The 23,381-nt window shown below is 76.9% G+C and carries 23 protein-coding genes and 1 tRNA gene; 12 read left to right on the top strand and 12 right to left on the bottom strand.

Features of this window, described 5'->3' with window-relative positions; all coding sequences use genetic code 11:
* On the bottom strand, positions 1 to 789 hold the full coding sequence (locus D5H78_RS01285) for an oxidoreductase (RefSeq protein ID WP_119948604.1): 789 nt from the start codon (positions 787 to 789) through the stop codon (positions 1 to 3).
* A gap of 129 nt (positions 790 to 918) precedes the next feature.
* On the opposite strand from D5H78_RS01285, the gene D5H78_RS01280 reads away from it, so the two are divergent.
* From D5H78_RS01280 to D5H78_RS01260, 5 genes are all read left to right on the top strand, one after another.
* A complete protein-coding gene (locus D5H78_RS01280) occupies positions 919 to 1,266 on the top strand; it encodes a DUF485 domain-containing protein (protein WP_119948603.1) in 348 nt (115 codons plus the stop codon).
* Complete coding sequence (locus D5H78_RS01275) at positions 1,263 to 2,900, top strand: solute symporter family protein (RefSeq protein ID WP_119948602.1); 1,638 nt, start codon at positions 1,263 to 1,265, stop codon at positions 2,898 to 2,900. The genes D5H78_RS01280 and D5H78_RS01275 overlap by 4 nt, the downstream gene beginning before the upstream one ends.
* A 147-nt stretch (positions 2,901 to 3,047) precedes the next feature.
* Positions 3,048 to 5,063, top strand: coding sequence for an acetate--CoA ligase (gene acs / locus D5H78_RS01270; protein ID WP_119948601.1), 2,016 nt, complete (start codon positions 3,048 to 3,050; stop codon positions 5,061 to 5,063).
* 135 nt (positions 5,064 to 5,198) lie between these two features.
* Positions 5,199 to 5,648 carry a phage holin family protein gene (locus D5H78_RS01265; protein WP_119948600.1) on the top strand — a complete coding sequence of 150 codons (450 nt, stop codon included), beginning with the start codon at positions 5,199 to 5,201 and terminating at the stop codon, positions 5,646 to 5,648.
* Between the two features lie 68 nt (positions 5,649 to 5,716).
* Positions 5,717 to 6,571: an alpha/beta fold hydrolase gene (locus D5H78_RS01260; RefSeq protein WP_119949258.1), complete on the top strand. Its 855-nt coding sequence runs from the start codon at positions 5,717 to 5,719 to the stop codon at positions 6,569 to 6,571.
* Positions 6,572 to 6,600: 29 nt separating this feature from the next.
* On the opposite strand, the gene D5H78_RS01255 is transcribed toward D5H78_RS01260, so the two are convergent.
* From D5H78_RS01255 to nth, 3 genes are read right to left on the bottom strand one after another with little or no spacing between them, the layout of a single operon-like run.
* Positions 6,601 to 7,791: a MarP family serine protease gene (locus D5H78_RS01255; protein WP_119948599.1), complete on the bottom strand. Its 1,191-nt coding sequence runs from the start codon at positions 7,789 to 7,791 to the stop codon at positions 6,601 to 6,603.
* A 12-nt stretch (positions 7,792 to 7,803) separates the two neighbouring features.
* Positions 7,804 to 8,478: an NUDIX hydrolase gene (locus tag D5H78_RS01250; RefSeq protein ID WP_218566098.1), complete on the bottom strand. Its 675-nt coding sequence runs from the start codon at positions 8,476 to 8,478 to the stop codon at positions 7,804 to 7,806.
* Complete coding sequence (gene nth / locus D5H78_RS01245) at positions 8,475 to 9,134, bottom strand: endonuclease III (RefSeq protein ID WP_119949257.1); 660 nt, start codon at positions 9,132 to 9,134, stop codon at positions 8,475 to 8,477. The genes D5H78_RS01250 and nth overlap by 4 nt, the downstream gene beginning before the upstream one ends.
* 215 nt (positions 9,135 to 9,349) lie before the next feature.
* Here nth and D5H78_RS01240 point away from each other — a divergent pair, with 215 nt between their 5' ends.
* Both D5H78_RS01240 and D5H78_RS01235 read left to right on the top strand, forming a co-directional pair.
* Entirely contained in the window at positions 9,350 to 9,856 is a 507-nt protein-coding gene (locus tag D5H78_RS01240; protein ID WP_119948597.1) for an RsiG family protein, read from the top strand.
* 171 nt (positions 9,857 to 10,027) lie between these two features.
* The gene (locus D5H78_RS01235) at positions 10,028 to 10,714 is read left to right on the top strand and encodes a Crp/Fnr family transcriptional regulator (RefSeq protein ID WP_245941569.1); all 687 of its coding nucleotides are present in this window, start codon (positions 10,028 to 10,030) and stop codon (positions 10,712 to 10,714) included.
* On the opposite strand, the gene D5H78_RS01230 is transcribed toward D5H78_RS01235, so the two are convergent.
* Complete coding sequence (locus tag D5H78_RS01230) at positions 10,695 to 11,516, bottom strand: MBL fold metallo-hydrolase (RefSeq protein ID WP_218566096.1); 822 nt, start codon at positions 11,514 to 11,516, stop codon at positions 10,695 to 10,697. The two genes, D5H78_RS01235 and D5H78_RS01230, sit on opposite strands and share 20 nt — an antisense overlap.
* Entirely contained in the window at positions 11,513 to 12,328 is an 816-nt protein-coding gene (locus D5H78_RS01225; RefSeq protein ID WP_119948596.1) for an NUDIX hydrolase, read from the bottom strand. Before D5H78_RS01225 ends, D5H78_RS01230 begins: the two co-directional genes overlap by 4 nt.
* 144 nt (positions 12,329 to 12,472) lie before the next feature.
* Between D5H78_RS01225 and D5H78_RS01220 the strand changes: the two genes are divergently transcribed.
* A complete protein-coding gene (locus D5H78_RS01220) occupies positions 12,473 to 13,084 on the top strand; it encodes a MerR family transcriptional regulator (protein WP_119948595.1) in 612 nt (203 codons plus the stop codon).
* 3 nt (positions 13,085 to 13,087) lie between these two features.
* Here D5H78_RS01220 and D5H78_RS01215 read toward each other — a convergent pair whose 3' ends face one another.
* Genes D5H78_RS01215 through sp36 form a run of 3 tightly spaced genes read right to left on the bottom strand, consistent with a single transcriptional unit; the run spans position 13,088 to position 15,941 of the window.
* Entirely contained in the window at positions 13,088 to 15,328 is a 2,241-nt protein-coding gene (locus D5H78_RS01215; RefSeq protein WP_119948594.1) for a HelD family protein, read from the bottom strand.
* Positions 15,325 to 15,786 carry a RidA family protein gene (locus tag D5H78_RS01210; RefSeq protein ID WP_119948593.1) on the bottom strand — a complete coding sequence of 154 codons (462 nt, stop codon included), beginning with the start codon at positions 15,784 to 15,786 and terminating at the stop codon, positions 15,325 to 15,327. Before D5H78_RS01210 ends, D5H78_RS01215 begins: the two co-directional genes overlap by 4 nt.
* Complete coding sequence (gene sp36, locus D5H78_RS01205; RefSeq protein WP_119948592.1) at positions 15,783 to 15,941, bottom strand: Sp36 family protein; 159 nt, start codon at positions 15,939 to 15,941, stop codon at positions 15,783 to 15,785. The genes D5H78_RS01210 and sp36 overlap by 4 nt, the downstream gene beginning before the upstream one ends.
* 39 nt (positions 15,942 to 15,980) lie before the next feature.
* On the opposite strand from sp36, the gene bagA reads away from it, so the two are divergent.
* Together bagA and bagB are read left to right on the top strand one after the other, a co-directional pair.
* Positions 15,981 to 17,018, top strand: coding sequence for an ATPase BagA (gene bagA / locus D5H78_RS01200; protein WP_119948591.1), 1,038 nt, complete (start codon positions 15,981 to 15,983; stop codon positions 17,016 to 17,018).
* Positions 17,015 to 18,205 (top strand): ArsA family ATPase, encoded by a 1,191-nt coding sequence (bagB, locus tag D5H78_RS01195; RefSeq protein ID WP_119948590.1) that lies wholly within the window; start codon positions 17,015 to 17,017, stop codon positions 18,203 to 18,205. Before bagA ends, bagB begins: the two co-directional genes overlap by 4 nt.
* 90 nt (positions 18,206 to 18,295) lie before the next feature.
* Here bagB and D5H78_RS01190 read toward each other — a convergent pair whose 3' ends face one another.
* Entirely contained in the window at positions 18,296 to 18,604 is a 309-nt protein-coding gene (locus tag D5H78_RS01190) for a WhiB family transcriptional regulator (RefSeq protein WP_119948589.1), read from the bottom strand.
* Between the two features lie 271 nt (positions 18,605 to 18,875).
* Between D5H78_RS01190 and D5H78_RS01185 the strand changes: the two genes are divergently transcribed.
* Positions 18,876 to 21,479, top strand: coding sequence for a transglycosylase domain-containing protein (locus D5H78_RS01185; RefSeq protein ID WP_119948588.1), 2,604 nt, complete (start codon positions 18,876 to 18,878; stop codon positions 21,477 to 21,479).
* Positions 21,480 to 21,642: 163 nt separating this feature from the next.
* Here the strand turns inward: D5H78_RS01185 and D5H78_RS01180 are convergent, their stop codons facing one another.
* The gene (locus tag D5H78_RS01180; protein WP_165865548.1) at positions 21,643 to 22,098 is read right to left on the bottom strand and encodes a GatB/YqeY domain-containing protein; all 456 of its coding nucleotides are present in this window, start codon (positions 22,096 to 22,098) and stop codon (positions 21,643 to 21,645) included.
* A 96-nt stretch (positions 22,099 to 22,194) separates the two neighbouring features.
* Between D5H78_RS01180 and D5H78_RS01175 the strand changes: the two genes are divergently transcribed.
* Positions 22,195 to 22,268, top strand: a tRNA-Pro gene (locus tag D5H78_RS01175).
* A gap of 61 nt (positions 22,269 to 22,329) precedes the next feature.
* On the opposite strand, the gene D5H78_RS20180 is transcribed toward D5H78_RS01175, so the two are convergent.
* Entirely contained in the window at positions 22,330 to 23,307 is a 978-nt protein-coding gene (locus D5H78_RS20180) for a cell wall-binding repeat-containing protein (RefSeq protein WP_218566095.1), read from the bottom strand.
* Positions 23,308 to 23,381: the final 74 nt, after the last annotated feature.

The raw sequence follows: 23,381 nt of genomic DNA, 5'->3' as shown, positions 1-23,381 counted from the left end.
TCACCCGGCGCGCGCCACGCCCTCGCAGACCGCGAGCCCCTCGCGCGCGCCCACCTCCACGGCGCGCCCGCAGTGGCGCACCCAGCCGGCGACGTCCCCGTCGGCGTAGGCGCGGGCCGCGGCGGCGTACCCCCGCCCCGCCTCGAGGTGGCCGGCCTCGACGACGCAGGCCCCGCGCGGGTCCAGGCCCCGGTCGGCGAGGACCAGGCGCTCGGCGGCGAGGGCGACGAGCGCGCCGCCCCAGGCGAACGGGCGGACCGCCAGGAGCTCGCCGTGCACGACCGCCGCGACGACGAGGGCCGGCGCGCCCGTCGGCGCGGCGACGAGCGCCGCCAGGGCCTGCAGCCGCTCGGCGGCCTCGGCGGGCGGCGGGGCGCCGTCGAGCGCCGAGGTCCGCGGCCGGCCGAGCGCCGCGGCGGGCAGCGCGTCGGCGGCGGCGAGCCCGTGCAGGCGCGCGAGGGCCTGCAGCGGGGCCCGCCGCCAGACCGGCACCAGGGCTCCCAGCCCGGCGGCGACCCGTACGGCCCCCCGCAGCGCCGCGCCCTCGGGCTCGGCGCCCTCGCGGAGCCGGGCGCGCAGCGCGTCGAGCGCCGCGTCGTCGTGGGGCACCGCGGGGTCCTGCAGGGCGGCGGCGGCGAGCGCGCCGCGCAGGGAGGCCTCGACGGCGACGACGCCCCCCGAGCGGCGCAGGGCCCGGTGGCGCAGGAGCGGGTCGAGGGCGGCGCGGCTGCGCTCCACGGCGGCGTCCACCCCGTCGAGCGCGGCGACCGCGGCGAGCGGGTCGGGCACGCTCCCGAGCCTAGGCGCGCGGGCACCGCGCGCCCTCTGCCGCGCACGGGCCCGGTGCGTGCATTGTGGTCCGCGACACACGGGTCCGCCCCGCCCGGACCGCGCCCCCCGACGCCGAGGAGCTGCCCCATGAGCACGTCGTACGAGCCGGACGGCCCGCCGCCGACGGCCCGCGCCTCCTTCCGGGAGGTGCAGGACTCCCCCGAGTTCGCCGAGCTGCGCAGGACCCACCGCAGCTTCGTCTTCCCCCTGGCCCTGCTGTTCCTGGCCTGGTACTTCCTCTACGTCCTCCTGGCCGACTACGCCCACGGCTTCATGGGCCGCGAGGTCGTCGGCAACATCAACGTGGGCCTGGTCTTCGGCCTGCTCCAGTTCGTGTCGACCTTCGCGATCACGATGCTCTACGTCCGGTTCGCGAACCGCCGGCTCGACCCGCAGGCCGAGCGCCTGCGCCGCCGCATCGAGGGGGACGCGTGAGCGCGCAGGTCCTGGCCGCCGAGTCCGTCGGCGAGCCCGCGGTCAACATCAGCATCTTCCTGCTCTTCGTCGTCGTGACGCTGGCGATCGTCATCCGCGCGAGCCGCAACAACGCGACGGCGGCGGACTACTTCGCCGGCGGGCGGTCCTTCACCGGCCCGCAGAACGGCGTGGCGATCGCCGGGGACTACCTCTCCGCGGCCTCGTTCCTCGGCATCGCCGGCGCCATCGCCCTCAACGGGTACGACGGCTTCCTCTACTCGATCGGCTTCCTCGTCGCCTGGCTCGTGGCCCTGCTCCTCGTGGCCGAGCTGCTGCGCAACACCGGCCGCTTCACCATGGCCGACGTCCTGTCGTTCCGGCTGCGCCAGCGGCCGGTCCGCATGGCCGCCGCGAGCTCGACGATGGTCGTCTCGTTCTTCTACCTGCTGGCGCAGATGGCGGGCGCCGGCGGCCTCGTCGCGCTGCTGCTGGGGATCGACGACCGGGGCGGGCAGAGCCTCGTCATCGCCGTCGTCGGCGTGCTCATGATCGTGTACGTCCTCGTCGGCGGCATGAAGGGCACGACCTGGGTGCAGATCGTCAAGGCGGCGCTGCTCATCGCCGGCGCCGGGCTCATGACGGTGTGGGTGCTCGCCAAGTCCTCGTTCAACCTGTCCACGCTGCTCGGCGACGCGGTGGAGCGCTCGGGCAACCCGGGCCTGCTCGACCCGGGCAACCAGTACGGCCTCACGGGCACGACCAAGCTCGACTTCATCTCGCTGGCGCTCGCGCTGGTCCTGGGGACCGCCGGCCTGCCGCACATCCTCATGCGCTTCTACACGGTGCCGACCGCCAAGGAGGCCCGCCGCAGCGTCGTGTGGGCCATCTGGCTCATCGGCCTCTTCTACCTGTTCACCCTCGTCCTCGGGTACGGCGCGGCGGCGCTGGTCGGGCCGGAGGCGATCCGGGCGGCGCCGGGCCGCGCCAACTCGGCAGCCCCCCTGCTGGCGTTCGAGCTCGGCGGGACGATCCTGCTCGGCGTCATCGCCGCCGTCGCCTTCGCGACGATCCTGGCCGTCGTCGCCGGCCTGACGATCACCGCGAGCGCGTCCTTCGCGCACGACATCTACGCGAACGTCATGAAGCGCGGCGAGCCGGAGCCCGGGTCCGAGGTGCGGGTCGCCCGCATCACCGCGGTGGTCATCGGCCTGGTCTCCATCGTCGGCGGCATCCTGGCCAACGGGCAGAACATCGCCTTCCTCGTCGCCCTGGCGTTCGCGGTGGCGGCGTCGGCGAACCTGCCGACGATCCTCTACTCGCTGTTCTGGAAGCGGTTCAACACCCGCGGCGCGCTGTGGAGCATCTACGGCGGCCTGGGGTCCTGCCTGCTGCTCATCGCGTTCTCGCCGGTGGTCTCGGGCAAGCCCGCGGACCCGGTGACCGGCAAGAGCCTGTCGATGATCACGGACCCGTCGATCGACTTCTCGTGGTTCCCGCTGGACAACCCGGGCCTGGTGTCGATCCCGCTCGGCTTCTTCCTCGGCTGGCTCGGCAGCGTCACGAGCAAGGAGCGGCCCGACCTGGAGAAGGCCGCCGAGATGGAGGTCCGCGCGCTGACCGGCGCCGGCGCCGAGAAGGCGGTCGTGCACTGACCCGCCCCCGCTGAGCACCGCCACCCCGCCCCGTCGTCCGCCCGTCCCCGGGCCGGGCGGCGGGGCGGGTGTCGCCCGGGGCCCGGCTCGCTAGGGTGCGGCAGGCAGGCAGTCGGCAGAGCAGCCCACCCTCGTCGCGGAGGCAGGATGACCACCGGAGCAAGCAGCGCAGGCGCGGACGCTGGGACCAGCGCGGGCCTGTCCAACCTCCTGCACGAGGAGCGGCGCTTCCCGCCCTCGCCGGAGTTCGCGGCGCGGGCCGTGGCCGGGCCGGACCTCTACGAGCGCGCCGCCGCGGACCGGCTCGGCTTCTGGGAGGAGCAGGCGCGCGCGCTGCGGTGGGAGCGCCCGTGGGAGCGGGTGCTCGACTGGCAGCCGCCGTTCGCGCAGTGGTTCGTCGGCGGGCAGCTCAACGTCGCGGTGAACTGCGTCGACCGGCACGTCGAGGCCGGCCTCGGCGACCGGGTGGCCGTCCACTGGGAGGGCGAGCCCGGCGACACCCGCACCATCACCTACGCGCAGCTCAAGGACGACGTGTGCCGGGCGACCAACGCCCTGCTCGAGCTGGGCGTGCGCAAGGGCGACCGGGTCGCGATCTACCTGCCGATGGTGCCCGAGGCGATCGTGACGATGCTCGCCTGCGCCCGGCTGGGGGCCCCGCACTCGGTGGTCTTCGGCGGCTTCTCCGCCGAGGCGCTGCGCTCGCGGATCGACGACGCGCAGGCCAAGCTCGTGGTCACCTCCGACGGCGGCTACCGCCGCGGCAAGGCCTCGGCGCTCAAGCCGGCCGTCGACGAGGCCGTGGCGCAGACGCCGAGCGTCGAGCACGTCCTCGTCGTGCGCCGCACCGGCGGCGAGGTCGCGTGGACCGAGGGCCGCGACGTCTGGTGGGACGACGTGGTGCCGCGCCAGTCGGCGGAGCACGCCGCCGAGGCGCACGACAGCGAGCACCCGCTCTACATCCTCTACACGTCCGGGACGACCGGGAAGCCCAAGGGCATCCTGCACACCTCCGGCGGCTACCTCACCCAGTGCGCGTACACGCACCGCAACGTCTTCGACCTGCAGCCGGAGACCGACGTGTACTGGTGCACCGCCGACATCGGCTGGGTCACCGGGCACAGCTACATCGTCTACGGCCCGCTGGCCAACGGCGCCACGCAGGTCGTGTACGAGGGCACGCCGGACACCCCGCACAAGGGCCGGTGGTGGGAGATCGTGCAGAAGTACGGCGTGACGATCCTCTACACCGCCCCCACGGCGATCCGCACCTGCATGAAGTGGGGCGACGACGTCCCGGCGCAGTTCGACCTGTCCTCGCTGCGCGTGCTGGGGTCGGTGGGCGAGCCGATCAACCCCGAGGCGTGGGTCTGGTACCGGCGCACCATCGGCGGCGACCGCACGCCCGTCGTCGACACCTGGTGGCAGACCGAGACCGGCGCGATCATGATCAGCCCGCTGCCGGGCGTCACCGCCACCAAGCCCGGCTCGGCGCAGGTGGCGCTGCCCGGCGTCGTGGCCGACGTGGTCGACGACACCGGCGCGTCGGTGCCCGACGGCGGCGGCGGCTACCTCGTGCTCCGCGAGCCGTGGCCGTCGATGCTGCGGACCATCTGGGGCGACGACCAGCGGTACGTCGACACGTACTGGTCGCGCTTCGAGGCGATGTACTTCGCCGGCGACGGGGCCAAGAAGGACGAGGACGGCGACCTCTGGCTGCTGGGGCGGGTCGACGACGTCATGAACGTCTCGGGCCACCGCATCTCGACGACCGAGGTGGAGTCCGCCCTGGTGTCGCACCCCAAGGTCGCCGAGGCGGCCGTGGTCGGCGCGACCGACCCGACGACGGGCCAGGGCATCGTCGCCTTCGTCATCCTGCGCGGCGCCGCCGCCGAGGCGGCGGCCGAGGACGCGGAGGCGGGCGAGGCGGTCGTGCAGGAGCTGCGCCGGCACGTGGCCAAGGAGATCGGCCCGATCGCCAAGCCGCGCCAGGTCATGGTCGTCGCCGAGCTGCCCAAGACCCGCTCCGGCAAGATCATGCGCCGGCTGCTGCGCGACGTCGCGGAGAACCGCTCCCTGGGCGACGTGACGACCCTCGCCGACCCGACGGTGATGAACCTCATCGGGCAGGGGCTCGGCTCGGGCTCCTCGGCGGAGGACTAGCCGGCACCAGCAGGGAGCAGGAGCAGGACTGGGCGCGGCCCGGCCGGGGCATGGGAGCCCGGCCGGGCCGGACCCCCGTACGCTCCGGCCCGACGCACCGCGACCGAACCAGCCCGTCCGCACGAGAGGACCACGATGGCCACCACCTACGGCTCGTCGACCCCCGCCCGCAGCAGCGCCCGGCCGGGCCCGGACGACCCGACCCTCGGTGCCCTCGTCGCCTCGGCCAGCCGCGACCTCTCGGCCCTGGTGCGCGACGAGATCGAGCTGGCCAAGACCGAGCTCAAGGACGACGTCAAGCACGCCGGCGTCGGCGCGGGCATGTTCGCCGTCGCCGGGGTCGTCGCGCTGCTCGCGTCGGTCCTGCTCTCGTTCTGCCTGGTGTACGTCCTCGTCGAGCTCGGCCTGCCGACGTGGGCCTCGTTCCTCGTCGTGGGCGGGGTGTACCTCCTCGTGGCCGGTGCGGTGGCCTTCGTGGGGCTGCGCCAGGTCAAGCAGGTGAAGGCGCCCGAGCGCACGCTGCGCTCGTCGAAGGAGACGGTCGCCGTGCTCAAGGGCGCGGGCAGGGGCGGCGCGCGGCGCTGAGCGTGCCCGCCCGCCCCACCCCCGTGGACGCGTCCTGCGTCCTGACGCCGGGCCCCTGGAGCCACCGCATGGTGAGCGCCAACGGGGCCCGGTTCCACGTCGCCGAGGTGGGCGAGGGCCCGCTCGTGCTGCTCCTGCACGGCTTCCCCGAGTGCTGGTGGGCCTGGCGGCACCTGCTCGAGCCGCTCGCCGCGGCCGGCTGGCGGGCCGCGGCCGTGGACCTGCGCGGCTACGGCGCGAGCGACAAGCCCCCGCGCGGGTACGACCCCCCGACCCTCGTCGGCGACGTCGCCGGCGTGGTGCGCGCGCTGGGGGTGGAGCGGGCCGTGGTCGTGGGCCACGGGTGGGGCGGGCTGCTCGCCTGGACGGCCGCCGTCGCGCACCCGCAGGTCGTGTCGCGGGTGTGCGTGGTCTCCGCGGCGCACCCCCGGCGGCTGCGCACCGCCCTGCTCACCGACCCGGCGCAGATGGCGGCGAGCCGCGGGGCCCTGCGCTTCCAGCTGCCCGTGCTGCCCGAGCGGCACCTCGCCGCCGAGGGGACGGTCGCCGGGCTGCTGCGCGCCTGGTCCGGGCCGGGCGCGTTCCCCGACCGCGAGGCCGAGGACTACTACGCCGCGGCGCTGCGGATCCCGGGGGCCGCGCACTGCGCGCTGGAGACCTTCCGCTGGGCCGTGCGCTCCGTGGCGCGCAGCGACGGCCTGCGCTACGCCCACGCGATGCGCCGCCCCGTCGAGCTGCCGGTGCTGCAGGTGCACGGCAGCCTCGACCCGTCGGTCCTGCCCACCACCGCCGCCGGCAGCGGCGCGCACGTGCGGGGGCCGTACCGCTGGGCGCAGCTGCCCGGCACCGGGCACTTCCCCCACGAGGAGGACCCGGGGGCGTTCGGCGAGGTCCTGCTCGACTGGCTCGCGCGCCCCGGCTGAGGCCGGGCCGGGCGCGCCGGCGGTGCCGCTCAGCCGGTGCAGCCGCGCGTGTCCACCGGGCCGTCGGCGGTCCGTCCGGCCTCGGCGACGGGCGCGACCTCCTCGAGGCTCAGCGCGTAGCCGGTGTCGGGGTCGTCGAGGGACTTGGCGAAGACGACGCCGTACACCCGCCCGTCGGGCGCCAGCAGCGGGCCGCCGGAGTTGCCCGGCTGCACGAGGGCGTAGAGCGAGAGCACCGAGCGGGCCACGCGCCGCTCGTCGTAGATGTCCTGCCCCCGCGCGGTGATCTGCTCGCGGACGCGGGCGGGGTCGAGCCGGTACGGCCCCCCGCGCGGGAAGCCGGCGACGACGGCCTCGTCGCCGCGGCCCGCGCCCTCGACGAACTGCAGCGGCGGCGCGTCGAGGCCGGGCACGCGCACGACGGCGAGGTCGCGCTGGGGGTCGAAGACGACGACCTCGCCCTCGAGGCTCGCGCCGCGCCCGCCGACCCGCACCCGCGGCTCGTCCACCCCGGCGACGACGTGCGCGTTCGTCATGACGAGCCCGTCCTCGTACACGAAGCCGGACCCCTCGATGCTGCGGCCGCAGTCCCGCGCCTGCCCGTCCAGGCGCACCACGCTGCCGGCGGCGCCGCGCACCCCGGCCGACCCGACGGCCCCGCCCGAGGGCGGGTCGACCGGCGCGATGCGCTCGGGCGAGAGGCCGCCGAACACCTGCGGGAAGCCGTTGTCGCCGAGCACCGAGCGGAAGGAGCCGAAGAGGCCCTGCGCGTCGTCGGGCATGACCCGGTCCACCGCGCTGAGCACGCGCGAGGCCGCGACCTCGCGGGCCACCGTCGGCAGCGGCGCCTGGCGCAGCGCGGCGCCGACGAACCACGCGACGACGAGCAGCGAGGCCACCCCCAGCAGCGCGCCGGCGCCGGAGTCGAGCATCCGCGCCGGGCGCCAGCGCAGCGCGGCGCGCAGCCGCAGCGCCGCCCAGCCGAGCAGCACCTGCCCCACCGTGGCCACCGCGACGACGAGCGCGACCGCGGCGACGACCTGCGCGAGGCCCGGGTCCCACGAGCCGACGACCTCGGGCACGAGGAGCATGCCGAGCACGCCGCCGCCGAGGAAGCCGGCGAAGCTCAGCAGGCCCACGAGGAAGCCCTGGCGCAGCCCGGAGAGCCCCACGGCCAGGCAGGCGAGGAGCAGGGCGGCGTCCACCCAGGTGAGGTCCACGTCAGCGGGCCCTCACGCCGGCGGCACGTCCCTCGGCGGGTCGGCCGGGGCGGGGACGACGCGGCTCTCGTCCCAGGGGCGCTCCCACCCCGCGTGGTGCAGCACCCGGTCGAGGATCCCCGCGGTGAAGCCCCAGACGAGCATCCCGCGCACCGCGAAGGCGGGCCCGACGTGCCCGGACGGGTGCCGGGTGCGCACCCGGTGCGCCGGGTCGAGGAGCTCGGCGATCGGCACCCGGTGCACCGCGGCGCACTCCGCGGGGTCGACCACCCGCACCGGCGAGGGCTCGCGCCACCAGGCGAGCACGGGCACCACCGCGAAGCCGCTGACGGGGACCCACAGGGCCGGCAGCAGCCCGAGCACCTGCACGCCCGCCGGGTCCAGGCCGGTCTCCTCCTGCGCCTCGCGCAGCGCGGCGCCCGCGGGGCCGTCGTCGCCGGGGTCCTGGGCCCCGCCGGGGAAGGCGGGCTGGCCGGAGTGCGAGCGCAGCGTCGCCGCGCGCTCGATGAGCAGCAGGTCGGGCCCCTCGTCGCCCTCGCCGAACAGCACGAGCACGGCGCCCGGCCGCTCGTCGCCGCGCGGCGGGCGCAGCCGGCTCAGGTCGTACGGGCCGAGGCGCCCGGGCAGCGCGGCGACGGGGGCCAGCCACGCCGGCACCCCCGGCGCGGCGGCGGGCGGGGCGCTCACGTGCCGGCGAGCTCGTACTTGAGGAGCTTGCGCGCCCGCTCGGGGTCGGTCTCGCCCTCGCCGTACGAGGGGCACAGCGCGGCGACCGGGCAGGCGCCGCAGGCGGGGCGCCGTGCGTGGCAGGTGCGCCGCCCGTGCCAGATGAGCCGGTGCGACAGCATCGTCCAGTCGCGCGGCGGGAACAGGTCGCCGACCTCGGCCTCGACCCGCACCGGGTCCTCCGAGGCGGTCCAGCCGAACCGGCGCGCGAGGCGCCCGAAGTGCGTGTCGACGGTGATGCCGGGCACGCCGAAGGCGTTGCCGAGCACGACGTTGGCGGTCTTGCGCCCGACGCCCGGCAGGGTGACGAGGTCCTCCAGCCGCGGCGGCACCTCCCCGCCGAACCGCTCGCAGAGCTGCGTCCCCAGGTTGAGGAGGCTGTTCGCCTTCGCCCGGTAGAAGCCCGTGGACTGGATGATCCCCTCGAGCTCCTCGCGGTCCGCCGCGGCGTAGTCCGCCGCCGTGCGGTAGCGCGCGAAGAGCACCGGCGTCACGAGGTTGACCCGCACGTCCGTCGTCTGCGCGGACAGGACCGTCGCGACGAGCAGCTGCAGCGGGTCGGCGAAGTCCAGCTCGCACCGGGCCTCCGGGTAGCGCTCGGCGAGGAGCCGGTGCATCCGGCGCGCGCGGCGGGTGCGGCCCAGCGGGGTCTCCTCCGCCCAGCGGGCGGCGGTACGGGCGGCGACGGGCACCCCGGAAGGGTACGACCGGTCGACCGCCCCCCGCTCGGGTGATCCGCGCCGCCGCGCCTCAAGCGCCGCGGCGGCGGCGACGACGGTCCTGGGGAGGAGGGCCCACGGACGGGCCCTCGGCCGACGGGAGCACGGACGACATGGTGGGAACGGGACTGGAGCGGTGCGCTGACCTCGCGCACCTGCCGCTGGAGCAGCTGCGGGCGTACCGCGGCGAGCTCGCCACGGAGGAGGACCGCGTCTCGTACTGGCGCCGCCTCATCCAGGCGCGGCTGGACGTCGTGCGCGGCGACGCGCGCTCGCGGCGGGCCCCCTCGCCGCCGGACCCGCAGAGGCTGCGCGAGGCGCTGAGCACGGGTGCGGCCGCGAGCCGGCGCACGGCGCTGGTGCGGGTGCGCCAGGACGGCGAGGCGCCGCCGCTGCCGGACCTCGCGGTGCTGTGGGCGAGCCTGCCGGGCGAGGACCCGGCCGAGCGGGCGGCCCTCGTGGCCCGGCTCGAGCGGGCGGAGCAGGACCTGTCGGCGTACCGGACGACGCTGCACCGCTGGATCGACGAGGCCACCACCGAGCTCATCGCGCGCTACCGGGAGGACCCGTCGAGCTGCCTCGCGGCACTGCCGCTGCAGGGTCCGTTCGCGCGCCGCTGAGCGGGCGCCGGGCGGGCGCCGGGCGGGCGCCGGGCCGGGCGCGCCGGGCGCTGCGCGGCGGCACCTCCCGGCGCCCCGTGCGGGCGTGCGGCAGTATGGGCCGTGTCACGATCCGGTGACGGACCCCGCGGCGCGACCGCGGGACCAGCACGTCGAGCAGGAGGAACCGCGGTGGCAGAGGACCGGCAGGGCGACGTCCGGGGGGCCCCTCTGTTCGCGGCGCTCGACGACGAGGCGGCGTCCGCGCTGCGGGCGAGCATGACCGAGGTGCGGCTCTCGCGCGGCGACGTGCTCTTCCACGAGGGCCAGCCGGGCGACCAGCTCTACGTGGTCACCTCGGGCAAGATCAAGCTCGGCCGCACCTCCTCGGACGGGCGCGAGAACCTGCTCGCGATCCAGGGCCCGGGCGAGATGTTCGGCGAGCTGTCGCTCTTCGACCCGGGCCCGCGCACCGCGACCGCGACGGCGGTCACCTCGACCACGCTCATCGCCCTGGGGCACGCCGACCTGCAGCCGTGGCTCACCGGTCGCCCCGAGGTGGCCACCCAGCTGCTGCGCGCGCTCGCCCAGCGCCTGCGCCGCACGAACGACACGCTGGCCGACCTCGTCTTCTCCGACGTCCCCGGCCGCGTGGCCAAGGCCCTGCTCGACCTCGCCAAGCGCTTCGGCGTGCAGAGCGAGGACGGCATCCACGTGACGCACGACCTCACGCAGGAGGAGCTCGCGCAGCTCGTCGGCGCCTCGCGCGAGACGGTCAACAAGGCCCTCGCCGACTTCGCCCAGCGCGGCTGGCTGCGCCACGAGGCCCGGGCCGTCGTCATCCTCGACGTGGAGCGCCTCACGCGCCGCTCGCGCTGAGCCCCTCCTGCCCGAGGAGCACGAGGGCGGCGCGCACCGTGCGCTCGGCGGCCGGGCGCAGCGCCGCCGGCAGGTCCGGGTAGACCGCGGCCACCACCTCGGCCGGGGTGCGCGCGCCGGCGGCGAGGGCCGCGCGGACCTCGGCGAGGCGCTGCTCGCGGTGGGCGAGGTACGCCCGCGCCGCGGCCCCGGCGTCGGGGCGCGGCGGTCCGTGCCCGGGCAGCACCGGCAGCGGCCCCAGCGCGGCGAGCCGGCGCAGCGAGGCGAGGTAGTCGCCCAGCCGCCCGTCCGGGTGCGCCACGACCGTGGTGCCGCGCCCGAGCACCGTGTCGCCGGTGAGCAGGGCCCGCGCGCCGTCCGGGCCGCGCACGAGCAGGCACACGGAGTCCGCGGTGTGCCCCGGGGTGAGCAGGACCTCGACGTCGAGCCCGGGCGGCGCGGCGCCGGGAGCGGCGTCGAGCGGGAGCGGCCCCGCGGCGAGCGCCGGCCCGTCGAGGGCGAGCGCCGGGTCCCGGGCCAGCACCGGCGCGCCGGTGAGCGCGGCGAAGCGCCGGGCGCCCTCGGCGTGGTCGGGGTGCCCGTGGGTGAGGACGGTGCGCAGCACCGGCCCGTGCGCGGCGACGCGGCGCAGGTGCTCCTCGTGCAGCGGCCCCGGGTCGACGACGACCACGCCGCCGGCCGTGCCCAGCACCCAGGTGTTGGTGCCCTCCAGCGTCATGGGGCCGGGGTTGGGCGCGCGCACGAGCGCGACCCACGGCGGGAGCGGCGGCGCCGGCTCCGGGCCGCCGGGAGCGCCGCTCACGGGACCACCTCGACGACGAGGCGCCCGTCGCGCTCGACGACCCGCGGCAGCACCGGCGCGCAGTCCCGGTCCTCGGCGGCCCGCAGCGCCGCGGCGACGGTGGGCAGCGGCGCCAGCTCGGCGAGCGCGGCCTGCGTGGGCAGGAGCATGGCCCGGCGCCCCGCGGCGTGCTCGTGCAGCGCGTCGGCGGGGCGCACCCAGGCCCCGCCGGCGGACTCGCCCCCGGTCTCGTACGGCTCCTGCCCCGGCGGCAGCGCCGCGGCGACGAAGCGGGTGTCGTACCGCCGGGGCTGGTCCAGCGGCGTGACCCAGCGCGACCAGGGGCGCAGCAGCGCGGCGGACAGCCGCAGCCCGTTGCGGGCCAGCACCCCGTCGAGGCCCACCGCGCCGGCGAGCAGGTCGGCGCGGTCGCCGGGCGGCACGGGACCGGCGGGCCGGCCGTCGGCGTCGAGCGCCGGGAGCACCCCGCACTCCTCCAGGCACTCGCGGGCCGCGGCGCGCAGCAGCGCGGCGGCGGGCCCGCCGAGCCGCCGGGCGTCCTGCGCCGACGGCGGGTCCACCCACGCGGCGGCACCCCCGTCGCGGTCGGCGGGGTCGACGGTCCCGCCCGGGAAGGCGTGCATCCCCCCGGCGAACGCCAGCGCCCCGGAGCGCCGCTGCAGGTAGACCTCCAGCCCCCGCACCCCGTCGCGCAGCAGCAGCACCGTCGCGGCGTCGCGCGCCGGCACCGGCTCCAGCCCGCCGGCGAGCCAGGCGCGCGCCCGGGCCCGGCCCGCCTCCGGGACGGGGGCCGAGCGCGGGACGGCGGTCACGCGGCGGATCGTACGGGCTCCTGCCCGGCCGAGTCCGTCGTGCGCCGCCGGTGGGAGCGGTTACGGTGCGGTCGCCCTCCCTCGCGCTGGGAGGAGCGGTCACGGGGACGGGGGTACGGGGTGCCGGGGAGCAGGGGCCTGACGGTGGAGGAGCTGGCCGAGCTGGTGGGCATGACGCCGCGGAACGTGCGCGCGCACCAGTCGCGGGGCCTGCTCGACCCGCCGGAGGTGGTCGGGGGGCGGGCCTACTACGGCGGGAACCACGTGGCGCGGCTCATGCTCGTGCGCGACCTCCAGGAGCGCGGCTTCTCGCTCGAGGCGATCCGCTTCGTGGTGGAGACCCCGCTCGTGTACGCGGGCCTGCTCGGTCCGGTGGGGCCGGCGCGGGGCGGGCCGTGGGAGGACGACGCGGTCCCCCTCGCCGAGGGGGGCATGGACCTCGTCCGGGCGATCCGCCCGTCCCTGCCGGAGGAGCTGCAGGCGGCGGGCATCCTGCGCCGCGGCGAGGACGGCTCGTGGTGGACGACGAGGGCGCTCGCCGCGCTGGGCGCGGACCTGCACGGGGCCGGCGTGACGCACGACGTCGTCGTCGAGTGCCACCTGGCGGCCGCCGCGGCGGCCCGCGAGGTGGCCGCACGGGTGCGCGCCACGCAGGCCGTGACCGCGGACGTCCTGCCGCTGGCGCTGCGGGCGTTCACCGCGGGGTTCGAGGCGGCGCTCGCCCGGCACCTGCTCGAGCCGGACGACGAGGACTGAGCCTCAGGCGCTCCGGTCGAGCGCGCGCAGCGCCCCCATGCCCGGGGGCAGGTCGCGGGCGTGGACCACGACGAGCCGCTGGGTCGGCCGGGTGAGGGCGACGTAGAGGTCGTTGGCGCCGCGCGGGGACTGCTCCAGCACGTCGAGCGGCTCGACGAGCACCACCACGTCGAACTCCAGGCCCTTGACCTGCTCGACGTCGAGCACCGAGACCGGGGCGTCGTCCAGGCCCCCGGCGCCGACGGTGCCGGGGGGGAGCAGGCCGGGCAGCCCGGCGGCGAGGTCCTCGTGCCCGCGGCGGGGGACGACGACGGCCAGCCGGCCGCCCCCGAGGCGCGCCAGCTCGCCGCGCAGCACCCCCGCCACCGCCGCCGCGTCGGTGCGCGCGAGGCGGTGGGCCACCGGCGGCTCCCCCTCGCGCGCGGCGCGCGGCGGGCGCACGTCGACCCCGGCGGCCTCGAGCACGCCCGCCGCCACGGCGGTGATGCCGGCGGGGGTGCGGTAGCCGACCGTGAGCTCCTCGAGCGTCCAGCGCCCCTCGAGCACCGGGTCGAGCGCGGCGGCCCACGAGGTCGCGCCGCCCAGCGCGGCGGTCTGCGCGACGTCGCCGACGAGGGTCATGGAGCGGCTGGGGCAGCGGCGCGCGAGCAGGCGCCAGTGCATCGGGGTGAGCTCCTGGGCCTCGTCGACGACGACGTGCCCGAAGGCCCAGGTGCGGTCGGCCCCGGCGCGCTCGGCGAGGCTCAGGCGCGGGCCGTGGTCGGCGAAGCGGTCGGCGAGCAGCTCCGCGCTCACCATCGCCCCGGCGCCGCTGAGCTGCAGGGCGCCCTGGGCGTAGCGGACCTCGGCGGCCCGCTCGGCCGCCGCCCGGCGCGCCTCGAGCCGGGCGGCGGTGTCGTCCTCGCCGAGCAGCTCCGCGGCCTCGTCGAGCAGCGGCACGTCGGCCGGGGTCCAGGCCGCGTCGCGCGGGCGCGCGAGCAGGCGGCGCTGCGCGGGGGTCGTCCAGGGGGCCGCCGCGGCCAGCCGGCGCGGGTCGGCGAGGAGGTCCGCGAGCAGCCGCTCGGGGGTGAGCGGCATCCAGCAGAGGTTGACCTCGCGGCGCACGTCGGGCGCCTCGCGCAGCGAGGCGAGCAGCTCGGGGCGGCTGTGCTCGTCGAGGGTGACGCGCAGCTCGCGGGCGAGCTGGCCGAGCAGCGAGTCCAGGACCTGCTTGACGAAGGTGGCGCGGACCGCGTTGTGCGGCTTGCCCGAGCGCCGCGCCCGGGCCCGGGCCTCGGCCACGACCTGCGGGCGCAGGTGCACCGTGGTGCCCTCCACGCGCAGCGGCACCGGCTCGGCCGGCACCACCTGGCGCGCGTCGACGGCGCGGCGCACGACCTTGGCCATGCGCAGGTCGCCCTTGAGGGCCGCCGCCCGCGGGTCCTCCGCGCCGCGCGCGACGACGCCGGGGTAGAGCTCGGCCGGGGTCGACATCACGACGCCGGTCTCGCCGAGGCTCGGCAGGACCTGCTCGATGTAGCGCAGGAACACCGGGCTCGGCCCGACGACGAGGACACCGCTGCGCTCGAGGCGCTCGCGGTGCGTGTAGAGCAGGTACGCCGCGCGGTGCAGGGCCACCGCGGTCTTGCCGGTGCCGGGGCCGCCCTGCACCACGAGGACGCCGGCGAGCGGCGCGCGCACCACGCGGTCCTGCTCGGCCTGGATGGTGCCGACGATGTCGCGCATGCGCCCGGTGCGGTGCTCGGCGAGCGCGGCCATGAGCGCGCCCTCGCCGCTGAGCACGAGGTCGCCCTCGGCGGGCGCGTCGAGGTCGAGCACCTCGTCCTCGACCCCGGTGACGGTGCGCCCGCGCAGGGCGATGTGCCGGCGGCGCACGACGTCGCCCGCCGCGGCCGCGGTGGCCTGGTAGAACTGCTCGGCCCCGGGGGCGCGCCAGTCGACGAGCAGCTGGCGCTGGTCCTCGTCGGACATCCCGATGCGGCCCACGTAGCGCGTGGTGCCGTCGCGCAGGTCGAGCCGGCCGAAGACGAGCCGGTCCTCTACGCCGCGCAGCTGCGCGAGGCGGTCCTCGTAGAGCTGGGCGAAGGCGTCGCGCTCGGAGCGGCTCTGCGCGGTGCCCGACGGGCGGGAGCGCCGCACGGCGTCGAGGCGCTCCTGCGCGGTGCTGCGCAGCTCGTCGAGGCGGGCGTACGCGGTGTCGACGACCGGCTGCTCGGCGGCCGCGGGCGAGGCGTGCTGGGTCACTCGACCTCGACGACGAGCTCCACCTCGACGGGGACGTCCTTGGGCAGCACGGCCACCCCGACCGCGCTGCGCGCGTGCCGCCCCGCGTCGCCGAACACCTGCCCGAGCAGCTCGCTGGCGCCGTCGACGACGCCGGGCTGCCCGTCGAACCCGGGCTCGCTCGCCACGAACCCGACGACCTTGACCACGCGGCGCACCCGGGACAGGTCGCCGACCTCGGCCCTGACCGCGGCGAGGCCGTTGAGGGCGCACAGCCGCGCCAGCTCGCGCGCCCGCTCGGGGGTCACGGCGCCGCCGACCTTGCCGGTGGCCTGCACCTGCCCGTCGACGACGGGGATCTGCCCCGCGGTGAAGACGAGGGAGCCGGTGCGCACCGCGGGGACGTACGCCCCCGCCGGCACGGCGACCGGCGGCAGCGCGAGCCCGAGGCCGGCCAGGGCCTCCTCGGGCGCGCTCACGCCTTCTCCCGCTTGAGGTACGCCACCAGCTGCTCCGGCCCGGACGGGCCCGGCACGACCTGCACGAGCTCCCACCCGTCGTCGCCCCAGGTGTCGAGGATCTGCTTGGTGGCGTGCACGAGCAGCGGCACGGTGACGTACTCCCACTTGGCCATGGCAGGCACCCTAGTGGTCCCCTCGCTAGGCTCGCCCCCGTGACCACGAGGCGGCAGGGCCCGGGCGGCGCCGCCCCCGACGGGGTCCGCCTGCACGTGGTGAGCGGCAAGGGCGGCACGGGCAAGACCACGGTCGCCGCGGCCCTCGCGCTGGCCCTCGCGACCGGCGGGCGGCGGGTCCTGCTCGTCGAGGTCGAGGGCCGCCAGGGCGTCGCGCAGCTCTTCGACGCGCCCCCGCTGCCGTACGAGGAGCGCCGGGTCGCCGTCGCGCCCGGCGGCGGCGAGGTGCTAGCCCTGGCGATCGACGCCGAGGAGGCCCTGCTCGAGTACCTCGAGCTCTTCTACCGGCTGGGCCGCGCCGGGCGCGGGCTCAAGAAGGTCGGCGCGGTCGACTTCGCGACGACGATCGCCCCCGGGCTGCGCGACGTGCTCCTCACCGGCAAGGCGTACGAGGCCGTGGGGCGCCGGGACCGCGACGGGCGCCCGGTGTACGACGCCGTGGTCATGGACGCCCCGCCGACGGGCCGGGTCGTGCGCTTCCTCAACGTCAACAGCGAGGTGGCCGGGCTGGCGAAGGTCGGGCCGATCCGGAGCCAGGCCGACTCGATCATGGGGCTGCTCGCCTCGCCCCGCACGGCCGTGCACCTGGTGACGCTGCTCGAGGAGATGCCCGTGCAGGAGACCGTCGACGCCGTCGCCGAACTGCGGGCGGCCGGCCTGCCGGTGGGGGCCGTCGTGGTCAACATGGCCCGCGACCCCCGGCTCGAGCCCGCGGTCCTCGCGGCGGCCGCCGAGGGCGGGCTCCCCCGCGACGGGGTGGCCGAGGCGCTGCGCGCGGGCGGGCTCGAGCCCGACCCGGCCGTGCTCGACGCGCTGCTCGCGGTGGGGGCCGAGCACGCCGCGCGGGCCGCGCTCGAGGCGCGCCAGCGCGAGCGCGTCGCGGCGCTGGACCGCCCCGTGCTCGAGCTGCCGCTGCTCGCCGAGGGCGTCGACCTGGGGGCGCTCTACCGCTTCGCGGAGGACCTCGCGCCGCTGGCCGGGGCGCCCGCGCGGGCCGCCGGGGGCGGTCCGGCGTGAGCGCCCCAGCCTCCCCCGCGCCGCCGCGGCGCCGCGCGACCCCGCTGCTCGACCTCGACGCCGTCGTCGGCGACCCCGCCACCCGCATCGTCGTGTGCTGCGGCTCCGGCGGCGTCGGCAAGACCACGACGGCGGCCGCGCTGGCCCTGCGGGCGGCCGAGCGGGGGCGCACGGTCGTCGTCCTCACCATCGACCCGGCCCGGCGGCTGGCGCAGGCGATGGGCCTGGAGGAGCTCGGCAACGAGCCGCACCCGGTGGCGGGCGTCGACGGCGCGGCCGGCGGGCGGCTCGACGCGATGATGCTCGACATGAAGCGGACGTTCGACGGGATCGTCCTCGAGCACAGCACCCCCGAGCGGGCGGCGACGATCTTCGCCAACCCCTTCTACCAGGCGCTCTCGTCGAGCTTCTCCGGCACGCAGGAGTACATGGCGATGGAGCGCCTCGGCCAGCTGCAGGCCGAGGGCCGCTGGGACCTCGTCGTCGTCGACACCCCGCCCAGCCGGTCGGCGCTGGACTTCCTCGACGCCCCGCAGCGGCTCGGCTCGTTCCTCGACGGGCGCTTCATCCGCCTGCTCATGGCACCGGCCAAGGCGGGCGGCCGGGCGTACCTCAAGGTCTTCAGCGCCGGCGTGGGCGCGGTGACCGGCGTGCTCACCAAGGTGCTCGGCGGGCAGGTCCTGCACGACCTGCAGGGGTTCATCGCGGCCCTGGACACGATGTTCGGCGGCTTCCGCGAGCGCGCCGAGGCGACGTACGAGCTGCTCGCGGCGCCCGGCACGGCGTTCGTCGTCGTCGCGGCGCCGGAGGCGGACGCGCTGCGGGAGGCGTCGTACTTCGTCGACCGGCTCGCGGCCGACGGCATGCCCCTGGCGGGGCTCGTGCTCAACCGGGTGCACACCACGGCCGCCCCGCGGCTGTCCGCCGGTCGGGCGGGCGACGCGGCGGACCGGCTCGACGAGCTGGCCGAGGGCGGGCGGGCCCCGCGCGACGCGGAGCTCGCCGCCGAGCTGCTGCGCCTGCACGCCGAGCGGGCCGCCACGGTGCGGCGCGAGCAGCGCCTGCGCGAGCGGTTCACGGGGGCGCACCCCGCGGTCCCCGTGGTCGAGGTGCGGGCGCGCGCGGAGGACGTGCACGACCTCGACGGGCTGCGGGCCGTCGCGCGCGACCTGGCGCGCGAGGCCTAGGGCGGTCCCGGACCCCCTCCGGACCTGCCTGCCAGGCCCCGCGCGCCGGCCGTGCTCCCCCCGGAGCCCGTGGTGCCGCGCGGCGGCGCGTCACATCGCGACGGGCAGCTGCCCCTCGCGCTCGTACTCCTCGCGGGCGGCCTGCAGCAGGGCGCGCCACGAGGTGACGTTGGGGCGCCGGCGCAGCAGCGCGCGCCGCTCGCGCTCGGTGAGCCCGCCCCACACGCCGAACTCGACGCGGTTGTCGAGGGCGTCGGCCAGGCACTCGGTGCGCACCGGGCAGCCCTGGCACACCACCTTCGCGCGGTTCTGCTCGGCGCCCTGGACGAACAGCGCGTCCGGGTCGGCCGTGCGGCACGCCCCCCGCGCCGCCCAGCCCTCGTCCCACCCTGCGGTCATGCCGGCCTCCTGGCCCGTGAAGCTCCCCCCGCGACCACCGGCCGCGGCTCCCCCCTTCCCGGCGGCTCGCGCCCCCGGGCCGGTACGACGAGGCTCCCACCGGCCGCGGGGTCCCCACCAGGGCCCATCGGTCCAACTTCGGGTAGCCCTTAGGGACTAGGCCCCACCGGACGGTGAACTGTGCTAGGGGTTCTCGTACGCAGCGTGGCCGTGTCGCTCCGCACAGCGCGCGACCGGCCCCGCCGGCCGGTCCTGCCCTTACTGTGGTGGCATGGCGGGTCTCTCTCTGCGCCTCGGCAAGGCCGGGGCGCGCCTGGTGATGTTCGTGGCGGCGGCCGTGGTCGCCGGCCTGCTCGTGGCCGGCCTCGCGCTGCCGGTGACGGGGGCGATCGGCCTCGTGGGGCGGGAGGGCGCGCGCAGCTTCGAGCAGCTGCCGGCCGACCTGCAGACCCCGCCGCTGCCCCTGCGCACCACCATGCTCGACGCCGAGGGCGGGGTGATCGCGCAGTTCTACTACGAGAACCGCATCAACGTCCCGCTGTCCAAGGTGTCGCCGGCGATGCGCAAGGCGATCGTGGCGATCGAGGACTACCGGTTCTACGAGCACGGCGGCGTCGACGTGCGCGGCACGGCGCGCGCCTTCGTCAGCAACCAGAGCGGCGAGAGCACGCAGGGCGGGTCCACCCTCACGCAGCAGTACGTCAAGCTCGTGCAGCAGGAGACCGCCCTCGCCCGCGGCGACGAGGCGGCGGCCCAGGCCGCCGTCGTGCGCTCCGGCACGGAGGGGTACGCCCGCAAGCTCCAGGAGATGCGCTACGCCGTGGCGCTGGAGGAGAAGCTCACCAAGGACCAGATCCTCGAGCGCTACCTCAACATCGCCTACTTCGGCTCCGGCGCGTACGGCGTCGAGGCCGCCGCGCAGCACTACTACCGCAAGAGCGCGGCCGACCTGGACCTGCAGGAGTCGGCGATGCTCGCCGGGCTCGTGCAGAGCCCCGGCGTGCTCGACCCGACGATCAACCCGGAGCGGGCGAAGGTCCGGCGCAACACGGTGCTCAACCGGATGTCCGACCCCGAGGTCGCCGCCATCACCCCGCAGCAGGCCGCGGCGGCGAAGAAGCAGCCGCTGGGCGTCAACGAGGCGCCGACCCGCAACGGGTGCTCCTCGACGGAGGCCCCGTTCTTCTGCGACTACGTCGTCAACGTCATCAAGGACGACCCCGCCTTCGGCGCGACCCGCGGTGAGCGCGAGCGCGTGCTGCTGCGCGGCGGCCTGACGATCCGCACCACCCTCGAGCCGCGCATGCAGCGCGGCGCGCAGGAGGCCGTCGACGAGAACATCCCGCGCGACGACGAGAGCGGCTTCGCGACCTCCTCGGTCGTCGTGCAGCCGGGCACCGGCCGCGTCCTCGCCATGGCGCAGAACCGCTCGTGGGGCGAGAGCGACGAGGCGGGCTACACGCAGCTGAACTACTCGGTGGACCAGAAGTACAACGGCGGCGTCGGCTTCCAGGCCGGCTCGACGTTCAAGGTCTTCACCGCGGCCGCGGCGATCGAGGACGGCATCCCGATCTCGCGCACGATCAGCTCGCCCGCCACCCGCACGTTCAGCGGGTTCGAGAACTGCGACACCGGCGCGGACTTCCCGCCGTACACGGTCGTCAACTCCACGCGCTCGGGCACGTTCGACATGCGCGAGGGCCTCGCCTGGTCGGTGAACACCTGGGCGGTCGGCCTGCAGGAGATCATCAGCCAGTGCAAGGCCGTCGACATGGCCGAGCGGGTCGGCATCCACACGGCCACGGGTGACGAGCTCGAGCGCTACCCGTCCTTCACCCTGGGCATCGCCCAGGTGGCGCCGGTGACGGTCGCCGAGGCGTACGCCACCTTCGCCGCCCGCGGCCTGCACTGCCCCGCGACCCCGCTGCTCGAGGTCCGCGACCGCAACGGCGAGCGCCGCCCCTTCACCAAGCCCGAGTGCCGCCAGGTGATGGACCAGGAGGTCGCCGACGCGACGAACCTGCTCACGGAGGGGGTCGTCGACAACGGCACGGGCCGCAACATGGACCTCGGCCGGCCGACCGCCGGCAAGACCGGCACGACGAGCAACAACTACGACGTCTGGTTCGCGGGCTACACGCCCAACATGGCCGCGGCCGTGTGGGTGGGCGACCCGGGCCGGGTGCGCGACGGCGAGATCGTGCGGCAGAAGATGCGCAACGTCGTCATCAACGGCCAGTCGATCTCGGCCGCGGCGGGCTCGACCGTCGCCGGTCCGATCTGGAAGGACACCATGGAGGTCGCGGTCCGCGACCTGCCGGTCGAGGACTTCGTCCAGCCCGACACCGAGACGGTCCGCGGCGCGGCGGTCACGGTGCCCGACGTGCGCGGCGAGAGCCGCTCCGGCGCGGTCGAGGAGCTCGAGGACGCGGGCTTCTCCTGGCGCGTCTCCTCCGACCGCGTCGACTCCAGCTCCGTCGACGAGGGCGACGTCGCCTACACCTCCCCCGGCGGCGGCTCCAGCGCCTACCCCGGCGACACCGTGACGATCTACCTCTCCGGCGGCGAGGACGAGCCCGACCCCGAGCCGAGCGAGGAGCCGACCGAGGAGCCGACCGACGAGCCCACCGACGAGCCCACCGACGAGCCCACCGACGAGCCCGGCACCCGCCCGAGCGAGCGCGCGACCGACCAGCCGCGCGGCGGCGGGAACGGGAACGGCGGCGGGAACGGCGGCGGGAACGGCGGCGGGAACGGCGGCGGGAACGGCGGCGGGAACGGCGGCGGGAACGGCGGCGGGAACGGCGGCGGGAACGGCGGCGGGAACGGGAACGGGAACGGCGGCGGGAACGGCGGCGGCCGCGGCAACGGCTGACCGCCCTGCACGGACCACGACGCCCCCGGCCGCACCGCGGCCGGGGGCGTCGCCGTAGCCCCGCCGCGATCATGCGCAGATGGCGGCCGAGGTGCCGGTCGGTCCCCGTACCCCGCCGCGACCACGCGCGGAGGGCGCACCCGCGGCCAGGGGCGCCGCCGGCTCAGCCGGCGAGCTGGCGCCGCACCTCGGCCGCGACCCGCCCGCCCTCGGCCCGCCCGGCCACCTGCGGCTGCACGACCTTCATGACCTGGCCCAGCCCCCTGGGGCCGGAGGCACCGGTCTGCGCCACGGCCGCGGCGACGAGGTCGCGCAGCTCCTCGTCGGACAGCTGCGCCGGCAGGTACGCCTCGAGGACCCCCAGCTCGTCGCGCTCGCGAGCGGCGAGCTCGGCGCGGCCCGCGTCGTCGTACGCGGTCGCGGCCTCGCGCCGCTTCTTCGCCTCGCGCCCGAGCACGGCGACGACCTCCTCGTCGCTGAGCTCGCGCTGCTCCTTGCCCGCGACCTCCTCCGTCGTCACCGCGGTGAGCGCCATGCGCAGCGTGGCCGAGCGCAGCTCGTCGCGCGCCTTGATCGCGGTGGTCAGGTCGCCGCGGAGCCGGTCCTTGAGGTCAGCCATGCCCGCCATCCTCGCACCGCGCGCCGGGCGCCCGGCCGGCCCGCGGGGACGGGTTCGCCCGCACCGACCCGCGTCCGCTATCCTCGTCGAGCACTCCGGGGTGTGGCGCAGCTTGGTAGCGCGCTTCGTTCGGGACGAAGAGGTCGTGGGTTCAAATCCCGCCACCCCGACGCACGACGGCCGGCAGTCCCCCTCGGGGGGCTGCCGGCCGTCGCCGTACGGGGGGCCGGGTCAGCGGGCCTCGACGCTCACCGCCACGACCGTGTCGGCCGGCAGGCCCAGCGAGCCGTACGACGGGACGATGACCCAGAAGCGCTCGCCAGCGCGCACCACGGCCTCGGAGCCGGGGTTCGAGGTGCAGCCGGAGGTCACGCCGCCGGTGCCGCAGGCGAACCAGTGCCCCTGCGTGTCCTGCTCCTCCTCGCCCTCGACGCGCAGGTAGGCCCGGACCTGGTCGTCCGGCACGAGCGCCTCGCCGGTGGTGGGCGAGTAGACCGACAGGCGCAGGTCGCTGAGCACGAGGTCGCGCGGGGCGACGACGGCCTTCTGCCAACCGGTGCCGTTGGTCACCGCGCCGAAGCCGACCTCCGCGTCCGGGGTGAGCTGGCCGACCGTGGTGCTGCCCGACAGCAGGAAGCCCGCGGCCGGCGCCGCCGCGCCGGGCTCGCCCTTCTCGCCCTTCTCACCGGGCTCGCCCTTCTCGCCGGGTTCGCCCTTCTCGCCCTTCGCTCCCGGAGCGCCCGGGGCGCCCTTGGCACCGGGGTCGCCCTTGGCGCCCTTCGCGCCGGCCGGGCCCTGCGGGCCAGTCACCCGCGGGAGGCCGGCGGAGAACGTCGCGAGGGCCGCTGCGGTGTCCTCGGCGGTGGCGCCGCTGACCCGCTTGACGCTGCCCGCGAGCCCGCGCAGCTCCTTCTCCACCGCGGCGGAGACCGCCGCGCCGCCGCCGACGACGACGATCTGGCGGGGCTCGAGCTGCTTGATGGCCTTCGCCGTCGCCGCCGGCAGGTCGTCGCGCTCGGTGAGCAGCAGCGGTGCGCCGACCTTGCCCGCGGCGGCGGCCGCGAGCTGGGCGTCGGACCCCTTCGCGCTCGCGACGAAGACGCGGTCGGTCTCCGGCGCGCTGGAGGCGGCGGTCGCGGCGACGGCACCGCCGCCGAGGCTGACGAGCAGCGCGGCGGCGGCGAGCGGGACGGTACGGCGGGACGGCATGCGCACGAGGGCTCCCTGGGTCGTGGTCGGGGGCAAGTCCCCGCGTACCGGGCCCATCGGCCCGTACCGCCCGG

Source organism: Vallicoccus soli (genome assembly GCF_003594885.1).
Taxonomy (GTDB): Bacteria; Actinomycetota; Actinomycetes; order Motilibacterales; family Motilibacteraceae; genus Vallicoccus; species Vallicoccus soli.
The sequence above is the reverse complement of the archived record's forward strand: the minus strand, read 5'-3'. Positions and strand labels throughout refer to the sequence as shown.

Coding starts and splice junctions, on each gene's coding strand:
- D5H78_RS01280 (WP_119948603.1), top strand. CDS start 919: ATGAGCACGTCGTACGAGCCGGACGGCCCGCCGCCGACGGCCCGCGCC.
- acs (WP_119948601.1), top strand. CDS start 3,048: ATGACCACCGGAGCAAGCAGCGCAGGCGCGGACGCTGGGACCAGCGCG.
- D5H78_RS01265 (WP_119948600.1), top strand. CDS start 5,199: ATGGCCACCACCTACGGCTCGTCGACCCCCGCCCGCAGCAGCGCCCGG.
- D5H78_RS01260 (WP_119949258.1), top strand. CDS start 5,717: ATGGTGAGCGCCAACGGGGCCCGGTTCCACGTCGCCGAGGTGGGCGAG.
- nth (WP_119949257.1), bottom strand. CDS start 9,134: ATGCACCGGCTCCTCGCCGAGCGCTACCCGGAGGCCCGGTGCGAGCTG.
- D5H78_RS01240 (WP_119948597.1), top strand. CDS start 9,350: ATGGTGGGAACGGGACTGGAGCGGTGCGCTGACCTCGCGCACCTGCCG.
- sp36 (WP_119948592.1), bottom strand. CDS start 15,941: ATGGCCAAGTGGGAGTACGTCACCGTGCCGCTGCTCGTGCACGCCACC.
- D5H78_RS01190 (WP_119948589.1), bottom strand. CDS start 18,604: ATGACCGCAGGGTGGGACGAGGGCTGGGCGGCGCGGGGGGCGTGCCGC.
- D5H78_RS01185 (WP_119948588.1), top strand. CDS start 18,876: ATGGCGGGTCTCTCTCTGCGCCTCGGCAAGGCCGGGGCGCGCCTGGTG.
- D5H78_RS01180 (WP_165865548.1), bottom strand. CDS start 22,098: ATGGCTGACCTCAAGGACCGGCTCCGCGGCGACCTGACCACCGCGATC.
- D5H78_RS20180 (WP_218566095.1), bottom strand. CDS start 23,307: ATGCCGTCCCGCCGTACCGTCCCGCTCGCCGCCGCCGCGCTGCTCGTC.